This is a genomic window from Leisingera sp. SA215 (genome assembly GCF_055902035.1).
In genome coordinates, this window is the sequence record NZ_JBVVXU010000004.1 from 201030 (window position 1) to 217466 (window position 16437).

At 65.5% G+C, this 16437-nt stretch carries 17 protein-coding genes; 9 read left to right on the forward strand and 8 right to left on the reverse strand.

What is annotated here, in order from left to right; translation table 11 throughout:
* Positions 1-154 precede the first annotated feature (154 nt).
* Together AC0KW6_RS06750 and AC0KW6_RS06755 are read left to right on the forward strand one after the other, a co-directional pair.
* The gene (locus tag AC0KW6_RS06750; protein WP_474034502.1) at positions 155-811 is read left to right on the forward strand and encodes a GntR family transcriptional regulator; all 657 of its coding nucleotides are present in this window, start codon (positions 155-157) and stop codon (positions 809-811) included.
* A gap of 131 nt (positions 812-942) precedes the next feature.
* A complete protein-coding gene (locus AC0KW6_RS06755) occupies positions 943-1632 on the forward strand; it encodes a glutathione S-transferase N-terminal domain-containing protein (protein ID WP_323776161.1) in 690 nt (229 codons plus the stop codon).
* Positions 1633-1738: 106 nt separating this feature from the next.
* On the opposite strand, the gene AC0KW6_RS06760 is transcribed toward AC0KW6_RS06755, so the two are convergent.
* The 4 genes from AC0KW6_RS06760 to AC0KW6_RS06775 form a co-directional block, all read right to left on the reverse strand.
* A complete protein-coding gene (locus tag AC0KW6_RS06760; RefSeq protein ID WP_474034503.1) occupies positions 1739-2353 on the reverse strand; it encodes an inner membrane-spanning protein YciB in 615 nt (204 codons plus the stop codon).
* A 29-nt stretch (positions 2354-2382) separates the two neighbouring features.
* Entirely contained in the window at positions 2383-3285 is a 903-nt protein-coding gene (locus tag AC0KW6_RS06765; protein ID WP_323776159.1) for a DMT family transporter, read from the reverse strand.
* Positions 3286-3372: 87 nt separating this feature from the next.
* Positions 3373-4557, reverse strand: a complete 1185-nt coding sequence (gene ftsY / locus AC0KW6_RS06770; protein ID WP_474034504.1) for a signal recognition particle-docking protein FtsY — start codon at positions 4555-4557, stop codon at positions 3373-3375.
* A 77-nt stretch (positions 4558-4634) separates the two neighbouring features.
* On the reverse strand, positions 4635-5270 hold the full coding sequence (locus AC0KW6_RS06775; protein WP_474034505.1) for a lysoplasmalogenase: 636 nt from the start codon (positions 5268-5270) through the stop codon (positions 4635-4637).
* A gap of 132 nt (positions 5271-5402) precedes the next feature.
* Between AC0KW6_RS06775 and AC0KW6_RS06780 the strand changes: the two genes are divergently transcribed.
* Entirely contained in the window at positions 5403-5798 is a 396-nt protein-coding gene (locus AC0KW6_RS06780; RefSeq protein ID WP_474034506.1) for a hypothetical protein, read from the forward strand.
* Positions 5799-5839: 41 nt separating this feature from the next.
* Here the strand turns inward: AC0KW6_RS06780 and xseA are convergent, their stop codons facing one another.
* Positions 5840-7333, reverse strand: a complete 1494-nt coding sequence (gene xseA / locus AC0KW6_RS06785) for an exodeoxyribonuclease VII large subunit (protein WP_474034507.1) — start codon at positions 7331-7333, stop codon at positions 5840-5842.
* 134 nt (positions 7334-7467) lie between these two features.
* On the opposite strand from xseA, the gene purD reads away from it, so the two are divergent.
* Together purD and AC0KW6_RS06795 are read left to right on the forward strand one after the other, a co-directional pair.
* The gene (purD, locus tag AC0KW6_RS06790) at positions 7468-8733 is read left to right on the forward strand and encodes a phosphoribosylamine--glycine ligase (RefSeq protein WP_474034508.1); all 1266 of its coding nucleotides are present in this window, start codon (positions 7468-7470) and stop codon (positions 8731-8733) included.
* 337 nt (positions 8734-9070) lie between these two features.
* Positions 9071-9538 carry a GNAT family N-acetyltransferase gene (locus AC0KW6_RS06795; protein WP_323776153.1) on the forward strand — a complete coding sequence of 156 codons (468 nt, stop codon included), beginning with the start codon at positions 9071-9073 and terminating at the stop codon, positions 9536-9538.
* A 63-nt stretch (positions 9539-9601) separates the two neighbouring features.
* Here the strand turns inward: AC0KW6_RS06795 and AC0KW6_RS06800 are convergent, their stop codons facing one another.
* Positions 9602-11365, reverse strand: coding sequence for a DUF1217 domain-containing protein (locus AC0KW6_RS06800; RefSeq protein ID WP_474034509.1), 1764 nt, complete (start codon positions 11363-11365; stop codon positions 9602-9604).
* A gap of 436 nt (positions 11366-11801) precedes the next feature.
* Complete coding sequence (locus AC0KW6_RS06805) at positions 11802-12125, reverse strand: 2Fe-2S iron-sulfur cluster-binding protein (RefSeq protein WP_024089409.1); 324 nt, start codon at positions 12123-12125, stop codon at positions 11802-11804.
* Between the two features lie 165 nt (positions 12126-12290).
* Here AC0KW6_RS06805 and AC0KW6_RS06810 point away from each other — a divergent pair, with 165 nt between their 5' ends.
* From AC0KW6_RS06810 to AC0KW6_RS06825, 4 genes are all read left to right on the forward strand, one after another.
* Positions 12291-12743, forward strand: a complete 453-nt coding sequence (locus AC0KW6_RS06810) for an OB-fold nucleic acid binding domain-containing protein (protein WP_474034510.1) — start codon at positions 12291-12293, stop codon at positions 12741-12743.
* A gap of 86 nt (positions 12744-12829) precedes the next feature.
* Positions 12830-13351 (forward strand): peptidoglycan-binding domain-containing protein, encoded by a 522-nt coding sequence (locus tag AC0KW6_RS06815; RefSeq protein WP_474034511.1) that lies wholly within the window; start codon positions 12830-12832, stop codon positions 13349-13351.
* 88 nt (positions 13352-13439) lie between these two features.
* Positions 13440-14108, forward strand: a complete 669-nt coding sequence (locus AC0KW6_RS06820; RefSeq protein WP_323776149.1) for a Crp/Fnr family transcriptional regulator — start codon at positions 13440-13442, stop codon at positions 14106-14108.
* Positions 14109-14368: 260 nt separating this feature from the next.
* Positions 14369-14881 (forward strand): class I SAM-dependent methyltransferase, encoded by a 513-nt coding sequence (locus tag AC0KW6_RS06825; protein ID WP_323776148.1) that lies wholly within the window; start codon positions 14369-14371, stop codon positions 14879-14881.
* An 80-nt stretch (positions 14882-14961) separates the two neighbouring features.
* Here AC0KW6_RS06825 and AC0KW6_RS06830 read toward each other — a convergent pair whose 3' ends face one another.
* A complete protein-coding gene (locus AC0KW6_RS06830) occupies positions 14962-16404 on the reverse strand; it encodes a Do family serine endopeptidase (RefSeq protein WP_323776147.1) in 1443 nt (480 codons plus the stop codon).
* Between the last annotated feature and the right edge of the window lie 33 nt (positions 16405-16437).

Here is a 16437-nt window from a genome sequence, read left to right on the forward strand (position 1 = left end):
CTGTTCCGCGGCCGGCGCCTCCCTGCCCCTGCCAAACAGCTTGGCAATCTAGTCTTGCAACTGGCATATTAGCAGATATCCTAATTAGCATCTGTTCGGAATTTCAGATAACACTTTATTGAAACCGCAGATAATGCCGATTGAGGAAAGCCGGATGACCCAGTCTCAGAATGTTCAGCTTTTGGCGGTGAAGGCGCAGCAGGCCCTGATGGCGGCACTGCGCAGCGGGCAGCTGCGCGACGGGCAGTTTCTGTCGATGTCACAGCTGGTTACCATGCTCGGCTTGCCGCTGTCCGCGGTCCGCGAAGCGGTCAAGCACGCCAGCTCGCAGGGCCTGCTGGTCACGATGCCGAAACGCGGCATTCAGGTGATGGAGGCGCGCCCAGAAACGATCCGTGACTGCCTCGACTTCCGGATGGTGCTGGACCAGGAGGGGGCACGGCGCCGGATTGCCAACGACGATCTGACCGGACTCGGCGCCCTTCGGGACCGGCATCAGGCCTTCCGTGAAGCCGCACTGCGCGGCGAAACCGGCAAAACGCCGGACGGGCCCATAGAAGTCGACCTCTCGCTGCATGATTTCCTGGCCGCTGGACTTGGAAACCCCCAGCTGGCGGCAGCTTATGCAGCCAACCGGATGCGGACTGCCATTATCCAGAACGCCCGCCCTTTTCTGCAGGACCGGATCATTTCGGCGATGGAAGAACACCTTGCCATTATGGACGCCCTTGAACGCCACGATGCTGACGCCGCAACCGGCGCAATCCGGCTTCACTATACGCAGACCCTGCGATGGTGGGGCGTCACCTGACCTCCGCCCTGCCCCGCCGCGCAGCAAACTGCTCGGGACCGGAACGGTCGCGCCGGCGGGAGGGCAGCCGCCTCTTGCCTGCCCGCTGCCTGCCGTGTTCCTGTAGCCGGGCAACCTGACGGAGAAAACAGATGCAGGAACCGATCCGGCTTTACTACTGGCCCACGCCCAACGGCTGGAAAATCTCCATCGCACTGGAGGAAATGGGGCTGCCCTATGAGGTGACGCTGATCGACATCGGCAAGGGGGATCAGTTCGCTCCGGAGTTCCTGAAACTCTCCCCGAACAACCGGATGCCCGCAATCGTGGACCCGGACGGCCCCGGCGGCGCCCCGGTTCCGCTGTTCGAAAGCGGCGCCATTCTGCAATATCTCGCCCGCAAGACCGGGCAATTCTATGGCCGGGACGAACGGGCGCGGCTGGCCGTGGATCAATGGCTGATGTGGCAGATGGGCGGGCTCGGCCCGATGGCAGGCCAGGCGCACCACTTCCTGAAATACGCGCCCGAGGACCTGCCTTATGCCAAAGACCGCTACCGGAGCGAGGCTGCCCGCCTCTACGGCGTGCTGGACCGGCAGCTGGCGGAGAATGAATTTGCCGCGGGGCCGGATTTTACGATTGCCGATATCGCCATCTGGCCCTGGGCGTCGCTGTGGGAGGGCCAGCAGCAGACGCTGGAGGACAAGCCCCACCTCTCCCGCTGGCTGGAGCGGATGTGGTCGCGGCCCGGGGTCGTGGCAGGCCGGGCGCTGCATGCGGATTTGCGGGCGGACAGGTCGGACACCAGGGCGCAGCAGGTGATTTTCGGACAAGGCGGCTGATTTGCGCAGCAGCAGCGCACCGCAGGTGCGCTGCCGGGCCCAAGGCTTGAAGCGTCATCTTTGATGAGGCGCCAGGGCGCGGGAGCCCTGCCCTGCCGGCCGCCGGTCACTCCGCCGGGCCGGCCTCTTCTTCCTCGGCGCCGTATTTCTGGAACAGCTGCCCTTGCAGCATGAAAAAGGCAAACATCGCCACCGGCAGGCCGAAGGTCTTGAAATAGACCCATGTGTCGGTGCTTTGCGTCCGCCAGATCAGCTCATTGGCCACCGCCAGGCCAAAGAAGAACGCGCACAGCCGCCGGGTCAGGATCATCCAGCCTTGCTGCTGCAGCGGCATGACTTCCTCCATCACCACCTTCAGCCAGCTCTGCCCGCGCAGAAGCCCGAGCCCCAAAAGCCCGCCGAACAGCAGATACAGCATCGTCGGCTTCATCTTGATAAAGCGGTCGTCGTTGAACCAGACCGACATGCCGCCGAACAGCACCACCAGAATGAGCGTGGCAAACTGCATCCGCGACAGATGCCCGGTCAGTTTCCACAGGGCCAGCGTCGATGCCGCCATCAGCGGGATGAAGGCGGCGGTGATGACGATGAAGCCCTTGTATTCATTGCCGCCGATCAGGAACACCTCATCCTTCAGCTTCAGATAGCCGATGAAGAACAGCACGATCGGGCCCAGCTCCAGCAGCATCTTCAGGGTCGGGTTGATCTTCTTTCCGGCCATGGGGCCTCCTGTCAGTTCTGCGCGCGGTCTCAGCCGCCCATTTCCACTATCACGGCGCCCAGCGCGATCAAAGCCATCAAGGCAATCCGCCGCGGGCCCACGGTTTCCTTCAGCACCAGCCAGCCGATCAGCGCCGCAAACACGGTGGAGGTCTCGCGCAGCACCGCCGCCTCCCCCACCTTGTCAAGCCGGGTCGCCAGCATCACCGCCCCGAAGGAGGCAAAGGCCACCAGCCCGCCGAAGACCCCCTTGACCATCAGCGGCCCCGGCGGCGGCGGTTCCGGCATCCGCCGCCAGCGGGCAAGGGCGATGACCGGAAACACCAGCCCGTCGATCATGAAGAACCATGCCAGAAAGGTGAACGGATCAGCGGTCGCCCGGATGCCATAGGCGTCATAGGTGGTGTAAAGCGCCACGAACAGCCCGGTGATCACCGCCAGCACCAGCGCAATCCCCAGCGTCTCCCGCGCAGAGACCAGAAAGATGAAATTGTATACTGCCAGGCCGAAGATCCCGGCCAGCAGAACCCCGACGCCCAGCCACTGCGTCACCGTGAAGACCTCGCCGAACAGCCAGTAGGCGCCGATCACCGTGAACAGCGGCCCGGTGCCGCGCACCACCGGGTAGACCACCGTATAGGCGCCCTTGGTATAGGCCAGCGCCTGAAACAGCTTGTACAGCACATGGATCACCCAGGCGCCAAAGAAGATCAGCCACATGTGCGGCTCGGGCCAGGGCACCACAAACAGCGCGAACGGCGCCGCCATCAGGGCGTAGGAAATGTCGATGGCCCCGCGCGACAGCCAGGGGTCGTGGCGGCCCTTTTGCAGCGCCCCGAAGACCGCGTGCAGCACCGCGGCCATCAGCGCCAGATACAGCGCCGCCTGATGCCCCGCCGCGGTGCCTTCCAGGGAAATCAGCCAATCGCTCAAATCAAACGCCTTTGCTCAAACCGGCAAGCCCGGGCTATTCCGCCGCCGGACCGCCGGAAGATAGTTGCAGCAAGAGGAAAACAGATCTCAGTTTTCTTCAAGACCGGTGAGAGCCGCCGCAAAGTCTTCCGGATCAAAAGGGGCCAGGTCGTCGATCTGCTCCCCCACACCGATGGCGTGGATCGGCAGGCCGAATTTGTCCGCCAGCGCCACCAGCACACCGCCTTTGGCGGTGCCGTCCAGCTTGGTCATCACCAGGCCCGAGACATCGGCCAGTTTCTGGAAGGTGCCCACCTGCGACAGCGCATTCTGGCCAGTGGTCGCATCCAGCACCAGAAGCGTATTATGCGGAGCGGTTTCATCCTTCTTGCGGATCACCCGGACAATTTTCGACAGCTCCTCCATCAGGTCGGCGCGGTTCTGCAGCCGGCCTGCGGTGTCGATCATCAGAAGATCGGCGCCCTCTTCCTGCGCTTTCGTCATCGCGTCGAACGCCAGCGAGGCCGGGTCCGAACCTTCCGGGGCGGTCAGCACCGGCACGCCCGCACGGTCGCCCCAGACCTGCAGCTGTTCAACAGCAGCGGCGCGGAAGGTGTCGCCTGCAGCAATCACCACCTTTTTGCCGGCGCCCTTGAACTGGCTGGCCAGCTTGCCGATGGTGGTGGTCTTGCCCGAGCCGTTGACGCCCACCACCAGCACCACCTGCGGGCGTTTGGCGTAGATCGGCAGCGGCTTGGCCACCGGCTCCATGATGCGGGCGACTTCCTGCGCCAGCAGCTCTTTGATCTCGCGCGAGGACACCCGCTTGCCCATCCGCCCCTCCGCCAGGTTGGCGGTGACGCGCAGCGCCGTGTCGACCCCCATGTCGGCGGCAATCAGCAGCTCTTCCAGCTGCTCCAGCATGTCGTCATCCAGCGCCCGGCGCGGCTCGGCAGCACTGCCGCGGCCCATCAGACGGCCCAGCAGGCCCGGCGCTTTCTTCTCCGGTTCCGCTGCAGCTGCAGGCTGCGGAGCGGGTTCAGGCGCCGGTTCCGCCTCAGGGTCCGGTTGCGGCGCCGGCTGCGGCACAGGCACAGGCTGCGGCACAGGCACAGGCTGCGGCACAGGCGCCGGGGCTGGCTGTTCAGGCGTGACAGCGGGCGCATCCGCCAGGGCTTCCACCGCCGCGGCCGCACTGTCCTCCGCCCCCTCCTCGACAATCGCATCGAGCCCCTGCTCGAGCTTGGAGGAGGATTTGAACAGCCGCTCCTTGAGCTTTGAGAAAAACGCCATCTTGGTCTCCGCAAAAGGGTCTGCTCCCCACCTAATGCGGATTGCGCCGGAGTGCAAAGCGCAAGGCGTCCTGCGCATCAGGAAAATACAGCAAGAAACCCTGCTTGCGCGCCCCAGTAAAGCAGCCAGACCGCATAGGGCGCAATCCGCCGCAGCGGGTGCTCTGCACTCAGCACAAAGGTTTCCGCGGCCAGGATCATGTCCGACAGCATAAAGGCGCAAGCCGCGGCAAAGACCCAGGTGCCGGGTGGCAGGGTCAGCGCCGCCGCCCCCATGCCAAGGATGACCGGGATATAGGCCAGCACCGGCCCCTTAAGCGCCCCGGCCCGCGGTGCCAGGACACGCGACATCCCCAGCCCCAATAGAACCATCGCAATCACCACCCCCGGCATCTGCAGCAGCCGCGCCGGATCGCTCGCATCCCGGGTCAGGAACAGCACCGCATAGACCAGATGCCCGGCAGCAAAGGCGCCGACACCCGCCATGAACGCCCCCTCGCCGTCGCGCGACAGGAACAGATCCCCCAGCGCGCAAAGACCCAGCGCCAGGGCCAGCAGCCAGGGTGCGCCAACCAGCAGTGCCGCCAGCGCCAGCAGGGCCACCGACGCCGTTTTCAGCACGCTGCGCAGCAGCCCGGGCGGCGGCACGGCCAGGAGAAGATAGATCAGCGCACAGGCCCCAGCCCCCGCCCAAAGCATCAGTTCCGCCGTCATACCCCGCCTCCCCTTTGATCTTACGCCACTCTGTCCGTGCAAGCCGCACGCCGTCAAAGGTGACCCCGCGGGAGCCGGCGCAAGAGCACGCAAAGCTTGGAGCTGGACCCCCGCCTGAGGCACAATGGCCTCATGCGCTCAATGATGATTCTCCTGCTGGCAGTCCTGCCCGCCCCGCTCTCGGCTGCCGAGCCGCTGAACGCCGAACAATTCGACCGCTATACCCAGGGCCGCACCCTGTTCTACGGCTTTGGCGGCATCATGTACGGGGTGGAGCGCTACCTGCCCGGTCGGCGGGTGATCTGGTCGTTTCTGGACGGCAGATGCCAGGAGGGCAGCTGGTACGAGGACGCAGGCCGGATCTGTTTCATCTATGAAAACCGGGGCGATCCGCAGTGCTGGAGTTTTGAACTCGCCCCCGGCGGGCTGACCGCCAGGTTCGAAGATGACCCGGCCTCGACAGAATTGTACGAGGCCGAAGACATCGGCGAGAAAATGCTGTGCTACGGCCCTGACGCCGGTGTCTGAAGCCTGCGCCGGCGCCGTGAGTATTTCAGACCGGAAAGAAGCTAGAACAGCGAGCCCTGACCGCCGCCGGACGGTTTTTCTGCGGCGCTCTGGGAAGCCGGATCCGCAGTGCCCCTGTCCAGATCCAGAATGCCATCGGCAAATTCGATCTGCAGCGGGCCGGCCTGGGCCGCAGCGGCCTTGGTGGTGAGGATCCCGGCACCCGAACGCACCACCGCATAGCCGCGCTGCAGCGTCGCCTTGTAGCTGAGGATCTCCAGCTGGCGCCCCGCCGCCGCCAGGGTCTGGCGCTGGCGGTCGAGACGCAGCGACTGGGCCGCATCCAGCCGCTGCGCCAGATGGCCCAGCGCGTCCTTGCGGGCCGTGATCTCGCGCTGAATGGGGCGCAGGCTGAGGCGGGAGGACAGGTTCTGCAACCGGTCGCGGCGCCCCTGCACCAGCTGGCGCAGGGTGGCGGGTCGCAGGGAGGCCGCTGTTTCGCTCAGATGCACCCGGCGGCGCTGCACCCCGGATATCAGCGCCCCCGGCAGCCGGTCGGCAATCCGGTCCAGCCGCTGGCGCGGGGTTTCCAGCAGGGTATCGGGCCTGGGCAGCGCCCGCGCCAGATCATTCAGCCGCTGGCGGCGCTGCTGCACCGCCTGGCCTGCGGCGCGGGTCAGCCGCGCCCCCTGGGTCTCGGCCCAGGCCATCAGTTCCAGCCGCACCGGCACGGCAAGTTCCGCCGCCGCCGTCGGCGTCGGCGCCCGGCGGTCGGAAACAAAGTCGATCAGCGTGGTATCCGTCTCATGCCCAACGGCGGAAATAAGCGGGATCTGCGACGCCGCCGCGGCGCGGGCCACGATCTCCTCGTTAAAGCCCCACAGATCCTCGATCGAGCCGCCGCCGCGGGCGACAATGATCAGGTCCGGCCGCGGCAGCGCGCCGCCCGGAGTCAGGCGGTTGAAACCGTCGATGGCGCGGGCCACTTCAGGCGCGCAGTTCTGCCCCTGCACCGCCACCGGCCAGACCAGCACCTTGCGCGGGAACCGGTCGCGCAAGCGATGCAGGATGTCGCGGATCACCGCGCCGGAGGGCGAGGTCACCACGCCGATGATCTGCGGCAGATAGGGCAGCGGCTTTTTGCGCCCGGGCGCAAACAGCCCCTCTGCCTCCAGCTGCTTCTTGCGCTTTTCCAGCAGCGCCATCAGCGCGCCCTGCCCCGCAACCGCAACCTCGTCAACGTTCATATTGTATTTGGACTGGGCGCCAAAGGCGGTCAGCCGGCCGGTGACCACCACCTCCAGTCCTTCCTCGGGCACCACCGACAGGCTGGAAACCTGCCCCTTCCAAGTGGTGCAGGCCAGCACCGAGCGGTCATCCTTGATGTCATAATACAGATGGCCGGAGCGCGCCTTGAACACCCGGCCCACTTCGCCCTTCACCCGGATGCGGCCGAAGGTGCCCTCCAGCGTGCGCTTCACCTCGCCGGAGATTTCCGAGACAGTGAATTCGGGCGCGTTCTGCCCCGGTTTTGGATCATCAAACAGGTCGGACATGGGGCGCTGCTCTCCAGTGGCTTGAGGCTGGTCTTGTTTTGAGGCCGCGCGCAGCATAGAACGCGCCGCAAGCATGGCAAGCCCCGGATGGCGCCGGGAGGCCAGACGGCTCAGGCAGATCGGAGAACACGCACATGAACATCCTCATCCTCGGCAGCGGCGGGCGCGAACACGCCCTGGCCTGGGCAGTGATGCAGAACCCCAAATGCGACAAGCTGATCGTGGCGCCGGGCAATGCCGGCATCGCCCAGATTGCCGACTGCGCCGCGCTGGACATCGAAAACGGCGGTGCGGTGGCGGCGTTTGCCGAGGAAAACGCCATTGATTTCGTGATCATCGGCCCCGAAGCGCCGCTGGCGGCAGGGGTTGCCGACCGGCTGCGCGAGGCGGGCCTGCTGGTCTTTGGCCCGTCCGAGGCGGCGGCCCGGCTGGAAGCCTCAAAAAGCTTCACCAAGGAGGTCTGCGATGCGGCGGGCGCCCCCACTGCCGCCTATGGCCATTTCACCGATGCCGAGGCCGCCAAGGCCCATGTGCGCAAACATGGCGCGCCGACCGTGGTCAAGGCCGACGGGCTGGCAGCCGGCAAGGGCGTCATCATCGCGATGACCGAGGCGGAGGCCATCGCCGCCATCGACGACATGTTCGGCGGCGCCTTCGGCGGCGCCGGCGCCGAGGTGGTGATCGAAGAATTCATGGAAGGCGAGGAAGCCTCGCTGTTTGTGCTGGTGGACGGCGAGGACGTGCTGGCGATCGGCTCGGCCCAGGACCACAAGCGGGTGGGAGAAGGCGACACCGGCCCCAACACCGGCGGCATGGGCGCCTATTCCCCCGCGCCGGTGCTGAGCGCCGGGATCGAAGCCCGCGCGATGGAAGAGATCGTGAAACCCACCATGCGGGTGATGGCAGAGCGCGGCATGCCTTATCAGGGGGTGCTTTATGCCGGCCTGATGATCAACGACGGTTTGCCGCGGCTGGTGGAATACAACGTCCGTTTCGGCGACCCGGAATGCCAGGTGCTGATGATGCGGCTTGGCGCGCAGGCGCTGGACCTGATGCATGCCGCGGCTGAAGGCCGGCTGGGCGAGGCGCAGGTGAACTGGGGCGACGATCACGCGATCACGGTGGTGATGGCGGCTGAAGGCTATCCCGGCTCTTACCAAAAAGGATCCGAGATCAAGGGGCTGAAGGCCCTGCCCGAGGACAGCAGCAATATGGTGTTCCATGCCGGCACCAAGGCTGAAGACGGCAAGGTGCTGGCTGCCGGCGGAAGGGTGCTGAACGTGACCGCCCGCGGCGATACCCTGCAGGAGGCCCGCGACCGCGCCTATGCGATGGTGGACGGGGTCGAGTGGCCGCAAGGCTTCTTCCGCCGCGACATCGGCTGGCGCGCGCTGGATTGACCCCCTGCTGCGGCGGCGGCTCTCCCGCCTGCTCCCGGCCAATCAAAGATTGACCGTCGCAGTTGGGCCTGGCCGGGGCGCAGGCGCCCGGCCAGGCCCCCTTGCTCCGTCCGTCAGCGGTATCCTTGCCGGGTGCAATGCGGTAGTCTGCACCTCAGCCGGACGCGAGAGGCTGCATAGCGGTGAGAATGGCCCTGGGGGAGCGATGATCCGCGGTTGCCGGACAGGGCAGGCGATGCCGGCCGTCCGCTGCAGCCTGCCGTGCCGTCTGCGCCTCCTGCCTGCTGCACCGGGCCGGCCGGGAGGAGGCCCGCCCCGCCCGCTGGAAGGTCCAACTGTGAAACTGCCGCGCAGAATCAGCGCTGACGATCCGCTGCTTGCCGAGGTGCTGGCCCTGATCCAGCGCAGCTTTGCCTATATGGACGGCCGCATTGATCCGCCCTCTTCCATGCACCGGCTGACAGTCGGCGGCATGGCGGAGCATTGCCGCGCCGGCGGCGAGATCTGGGCCGCCGGCAGCCCGCCTGCGGCCTGCATCTTTCTGACGCCGAAGGCGGACTGCCTGCACCTTGGCAAGCTGGCCGTTGATCCCGCCCGCCGGGGATCAGGCCTGGGCAGGCAGATGGTGGACCTGGCGGCACAGCGCGCCAGGGATCTGGGCCTGCCGGCGCTTGAGTTGCAGACGCGGATCGAACTGGTGGAAAACCACCGCCTGTTCGCCCGGCTCGGGTTTGCCAAGACCGCAGAAGGTTCCCATCCCGGCTGCAGCAGGGTGACAAACATCACCATGCGTATGCCGCTATAGCGCGCTCCTGCGATGCCCGGCGGTGCCAATGTCCATGCCTCAGGCCAAGGCGCATCCGCCGGGTCAGAACAGCGACAGAATCGGATCGCTGAAGCCAGAATTCACAGACCCGTTGAGATCCGCCAGCATGAGGAACCTGTTACGGAATTCATCCAGTTTTGCATCGTCGAGAAGATCCGCCGGATGGGTGGTTCCGAAGGCGGCAAACGCGCGCTCCTTCATCTCCTTCACCTGCCGGTCCACATCCAGCTGGCCGAAACTCGACGGCAGCGCCAATGCGGTTTCGAATACCGTTTTCAGCGGCGGCGAGCCGATGATGCCGTACCAATGGGCGTTTTCGCTGCCGCCCGCATCCGCAACGGCTTGCAGCTCGCGCTCAAAAGCCAGCGCCAGCCGCATGTTCGAATCGCTCTCGCCGATCTCAATTTCAAACTGGCGGGTGGTGTAAAGCTCGGAGAGCTGCGCGGCGAAACCTTCCGGATACGCGCGGCCGGTTTCCCCGCCGTTGAAGGAGAAAGCATATGCCATTGCTTTCAAACCGGTATCGTAATGCAGGTTGGTGAATGACGTGCTGGACGACAGGTCGGATTCAAAGGCCCGGATCACAGTGTCGAAATCCAGGCTCCGTTTGCTCTGGCCGAAGAGATCCAGCGTCGCTTCAAACAGGCTTAAATCAAAGACCAATTCCCGCGGATCGGCAAAGGTGCCCAGCTTGCCGGTGATTTCATCCGAAAACACCTTCATCTTGCTGACATGTTCCGGCCAGCCGTTCTGAAACGCGTCAGCAAAATCGTAATAGTCTGAATTTTCGGGCTGGTTCACATAGGAGTTCGGGTCAGACAGATCCGACTCCAAAATCTGGCGCAGCTCGTCCTCATCCCTGCCATACAGCCCGAATGTATCCAGCGCATGCTCCAGCACCTCCGGGTTCGACAGCAGCTCATCCGGATCGGTCATCGCATTGATATCCGGCCAGCCGAATCCAAACGCCCTGGAAACCGCAAGATATCTTTTGTCCTCCAGCTGATTCACAAAGGAGGCCGGATCGGTGGTATCCGAATTCAGAACCCGGCGCAGGAAATCGGGGCTGGTGCGTTCCAGGTCAAAGGTATCGACAACGGCCTGCAGAAGATTTTCATCCCCCAGCAGATCATCCGCGCTTGCCAGGCCTTCGCTGTGCGCGTTGAATTCCCCGACCAGCGCCTGGATGCTGTTTTCATACACCGGCGGCGTGTTGAAACTGAATTGCCGGGCAAACTCGGCATATTTGGGATTGCTCAGCTTGTTCACAAAGGACTCCGGGTCTGCCAGGTCGGATTCCAGCACTTTCTGCAGAAAGAACTGATTTTTCTCCAACCCTTCCATTCCCGCGTTGGCAAGCGCCTTGCGCAGCAGGGGGCCGTTTGCCAGCAAATCATCCGGCGAGGCGACACTGGCAAATTCAGCGCCGGCCTTGGCGCCGGGAAGCGACGGGCCATCCGGGCTGTTGAAGCCAAAGGTTTCCGCCAGCGATTGATACCGGCTGTCGTTGAGCCGGTTCACAAAGGAGCCCGGGTCGCTGATATCGGATTCAAGCACCTTCTTGATGAACGCCCGGTTGCCGATATCCTCGTCCAGGCCAAAGGCGCCCAGCGTCACGGTCAGCAGGTTGTAGTCATCCAGCAGCTGGTCCGGTGTCTCGACGCTGGTGATTCTCTGATTGAAGTCCTGCACCTTCCGGTCGACGACCGGCGACTTCTCATAGATTTCCTGCTGCTGGCCGCGGGTCCGCTGCAGGAAGCTCCACCCGCTGATACCGGTGCCCAACACATAGGGTGTAAAGCTCACGCGCCTGTCTCCTGTAAAACCGGCTCAGGCAGATAGCCGCCTGGCGCCGCTCGTCAGGAGCAAGGTAACCCGAAGGGAATGAATAAATCTGAAACACCGCGCAAAAACCGGATCGGGTGCTGCACGGCCGGTCTGTATGTCCAGGCGGCAGCGGCGGCAGGCACGCCCGCCTGTTCCTCCCCTCCTGCCGGAGCGGCTGAACAGTTGGGCCGGGCGCCGCGCAGGGCGCGGCGCGGGCAGGTTTCAAGCGCGGCGCTCAGCGGCAGACCGGCGCGTCAGCCTGTCCGGTTCCGGTGCGGAAAGGGCGCCATCCCTGAACCGCCAAATGCGCAAGGGCCAGCCAAGGCCGGCCCCAACCACACCCGCCATGCGCGGCGGGCGGAACCGCGGGCAGCAGCGCGCCTCATCAGACGCCGCGCCGCTGCCCCTGCGATCATCAGATCTGTTTTTCGGGCATATGCACCACCAGCCCGTCCAGCGCATCGCTCACCTTGATCTGGCAGGTCAGCCGCGAGCGGGCCGGATCCGGCTCATAGGCGAAATCCAGCATATCCTCTTCCATGTCGTCCTTGGCAGGCAGCTTCTCGACCCAGTCCGGCGCAATGTACACATGACAGGTCGAGCAGGCGCAGGCGCCGCCGCAATCAGCCTCGATGCCCGGGATATTGTTGTCGCGCGCGCCTTCCATCACGGTCAGCCCATTGGCGACATCCACAACATGGCTGGTGCCGTTGTGCTCGATGTAAGTGATCTTTGCCATTGTCAGCTCTCTTCCCTTTTCCGGTACTTGCGCGACTGTGTAGCCAAGCCCCTGCACCGGTGCCAGCCCCAATTGCGACCCAGCCCTGCCGCAGCTGGACTTTTCACCTCAATGTTCTATATTTGTTCACGCCGGATATTTTTCAACCGCAAGGCCGTTTTCCTCATGCCAGCCCCCGCCTCACCCCCCGCCTCCGGCCCAGCCCCCGCCGCCGCCTGCGCTGCGGGCGGGCACCGGGCACAGCCCTGGCCGCAGCCGCCGCACTGCCTGCCCGCCGCCCGGCTGCAGGAGCCGCCGGAGGGCGCCCGCGTCACCGTGGCCGGGCTGGTGATCCTGCGCCAGCGTCCCGGCACCGCCAAGGGCGTGATTTTTGTCACCCTTGAGGATGAAACCGGCGTGGTCAACGTGATCGTCTGGCGCAAGATCTACGAGGCGTTCCGCCGGGCGGTGATCTCGGGCCGGCTCTTGCGCGTCACCGGCCGGCTGCAGCGGGCGCATTCCGTCACCCATGTGATTGCCGGGACGGTTGAGGATATTTCACCGATGCTGGACCTGTTGCTGGCGGAACAAGGCCGCCGGGAGGATCCCGCCTTTGCGCAGGGGCCGGAACTGGGCTAACCTGCCGTCAAAGCACCGGCCCCCGGAACGGACATGCGGAACGGGCAAGCGCGCCGGCAGAGGCACAGTGACAAAGGCATCCGGGCATGACGCCGAGCATATTCGAAACCAGCCGCCGGTTCTGGCCCGGGCTGCTGCTGGCGCTGCTGGCGGCCTGCGTCCAGCCGCCGCCCGGCGGCGACGTGTCCCGCGCCGGACGCTATGCCCCGCCGGGCGCGCCGCCCGGCACCTGCTGGAGCACACACATCTCGCCCGCGGTCGTCGAAACCGTCACCAGCCAGGTGCTGGCACAACCGGCGCAAACCGACAGCAGCGGCCGGGTCACCCGCCCCGCCATCTTCCGCACCGAAACCCGCCAGCAGATCGTCACCCCGCGCCGGGCGGACTGGATCGAAATCCCCTGCCCGGCGATGATGACTCCCGCTTTCATCCGCACCATCCAGCGCGCCCTGACCGCCCGCGGGCTGTACCGCGGCCCGGTTCACGGACAGATGGACATGGCCACCCGCACGGCCGTGCAACGCTATCAGGCCCCGCTGGGGCTGGACAGCGGCACCCTGACGCTCACCTCCGCCCGCAAGCTGGGGCTGGTCGCCGTGGCGGGCTGAACCAGCCGGTTCAGTTCCCCGGTTCCCCGGCGCCCCGGCCTCTGCTAAGGTCCGCCGGACTGGGCACCAGACGCAAAGAGATTTGGCCATGCTGACAACCCGCCTGCCCGATACCGGCTTTCTTTCCGGCGCCTCCGGCCCGCTGCGCCGGATGCTGGAAAGCCAGGCCGCGGAGGTCCGCCTGCGCCAGGGCGAGGTGCTGTTTGAACAGGGCGATGCGGGTGATGCGCTTTATGCGATCGCCGAGGGGGCGCTGGAATTTTCGGTGCTCTCTGCCTCTGGCCGCAAACTGTCGCTCGACATGATGCGCCCCGGCGCCGTGTTCGGCGAGATCACCCTGTTCGACCCCGGCGAACGCACCGCCACCGCCATTGCCGCCGAACCCAGCCGGGTGCTGCGCCTGCGCAGCCGCGACGTGATGGATCAGATCCGCCAGTATCCCGACCTGGCCGCCGACCTGCTGCGGCTGGCCGGCCAGCGGATGCGCTGGATGAACACCCAGCTGAACGAACAGGTGTTCCTGCCGATGCCGGTGCGGCTGGCGCGCAAATTGCTGTATCTGGCCCCCGAGGGCCGCGATGGCCGGATTGCCCTGTCGCAGGCCGAACTGGCGGAGTTTGTCGGCGCCACCCGCGAGGCGGTTTCAAAAACCCTGGCGGCCTGGAAACGCAGCGGCCTGGTCAGCATCAGCCGCGGCGGCGTGCAGATCCTGGACCGCGCGGAACTGGCGGTGCTGGCCGGGCCGGATTCGATCTGACCGCCCCCGCAGCGGCAATTTCCCGGAAAATCCCCACGAAAAAAACCGGTTTTGTAATCCCGGTCACAGAACATTCCGCTGCATCCGGCAATAACCGGAAACAGACAGCCATTATCCGTTCCATCCCAATGGCTGCCTGTCCAAAAGAGCCATGCGCCCGCCAGCGCGTGGCTCTTCCCTGTTGCGGCTCCCGCCCGGTTCCGGACCTCACGAAATATTTCACTTAGCCTTCGCGGAGCCGGGCCCGTACAGTGCCGCGCATGGCATATGATTACGACAAGCTTTACCGCGAAACGCCGGAGGCGCTCGGCGCTCCCTCCCCGGCAATCACCGCCTTTTTCAGCGGGCTGGGCTCCAAAGGCCTGCGCGTTCTGGATGCCGGCTGCGGCCAGGGGCGGGACGCGCTGTTCATCGCCCGGCTGGGCCACCAGGTGACCGGGGTCGACCTGTCTCCGCATGGCATCCGGGACCTGCAGGCCGCCGCCGCACAGGACGGCCTGGACGTCACCGGCGTTACCGCCGACCTCACAGTCTGGGAACCCGGAGAAGACTACGACATCCTGCTGTTCGACCGGACCCTGCACATGCTGGCCGCGCCGGACCGGCGGGCGCTCCTGTCCCGCTGCCTGCCGTATCTGCGCCCCGGCGGCTGGGTGCTGATTGCCGACGAAAAACCCAACTTTGAGGATTTCCGCCGGATCTTTGCCGCAGAGCCGGGGGGCTGGCGCACGGAACAGGACACCGGCAGCCTATTATTCATGAAACGCCGCTGACCGCACAGCAAGACCCGCAAAAAAAGGCCGGGCAGATGCCCGGCCTTTGTCAGGGTGTTGCGGGGCCGGCCTGCAGGCCGTTATTCCGCCAGGTTCAGCGCCACGAACCGCGGCTCGCCGCCGCGGCGCACCAGCAGCAGCAGCGACTTGCGGCCCGCCTCCCTGGCTTCGGCAACGCGGGACTCCAGCTCGCTGATCGCGGCGACCTTCTGCTGGCCTGCCTCGGTGATCACATCGCCGGCGCGCAGGCCTTTTTCCCAAGCCTCCGATGCCTCATCCACTGACAGAATGGCCAGTCCTTCGACCTCTTCGCCCAGGTTCAGCTCACCGCGCATCTGGTCGGTCAGAACCCCGACCGACAGGCCCAGCAGTTCCTTTTCGCTCTGGCCGGTTTCGCCGTCACCGTCCTGACGGCTGGACGGCCCGCGCTCGGCATCCTCGCGGCGGCCCAGGGTCACCCGCAGGGTTTCGGTCTTGCCCTCGCGGTAGACCACCAGCCGCACGGTCTTGCCGACCTCGGCATTGCCGACCTGACGCACCAGGCCGCGGGTGTCCTTCACCTCGCCGCCGTCAAAGCTGACAATCACGTCACCGGCCAGCACGCCGGCGTCCTTGGCGGGGCCATCCGGCACGTCCGTCACCAGCGCGCCGCGGACCTTGTCCAGCCCGATCGCCTCAGCCAGATCCGCATCCACATCCTGGATCTTCACACCCAGCCAGCCGCGGCGCGTCTCGCCGAATTTCTTCAGCTGGTCGACCACTTTCACCACCACATTAGAGGCCATCGAGAAGCCGATCCCGATGGAGCCGCCATTGGGCGACAGAATCGCGGTGTTCACCCCGACCACATCGCCATCCATGTTGAACAGCGGCCCGCCGGAGTTGCCCCGGTTGATCGCCGCATCGGTCTGGATGTAGTCGTCATAAGACCCCGAAAGCTCGCGGTTGCGGGCCGACACGATGCCCGCCGACAACGAGAACCCCTGCCCCAGCGGGTTGCCCATGGCCACCACCCAATCCCCGACGCGGGCGGTGTCGCTGTCGCCGAACTTGACGTATTTCAGCGGCGCAGGCGCCTCGACCTTCAACAGCGCGATATCGGTATTGGGATCGGTGCCGATCACCTTGGCCGGCAGCAGCTCCTTGGGCTGGCCGGTGCCGGGGAAGAATTCGATCTCGATCTCATCCGCACCTTCGATCACATGGTTGTTGGTGACAATATAGCCATCCTCGGAAATCACAAAACCCGACCCCAGCGCCGAAGACCGGCGCGGGCGGCTGCCGTTGCCATTGCCGTTGCGGTCCTGGAACTCCCGGAAGAAATCCTCAAACGGCGAGCCTTCGGGCACAATGCCCTGCGGACCGGTGCGCCCCTCGATCACGGTGGTGGTGGTGATGTTGACCACCGACGGGCTCACTTGGTTGGCCAGCGGCGCCAGGCTTTCGGGGCGCGCCATTGCGGCCGCGGCCTGCATCAGCAGGACCGCCATGGCCAGCACCGCCAGCCAGATCATGCGCATCATCGCGCTGCTGCTGCCTGCCCGGCCGGAAATTGC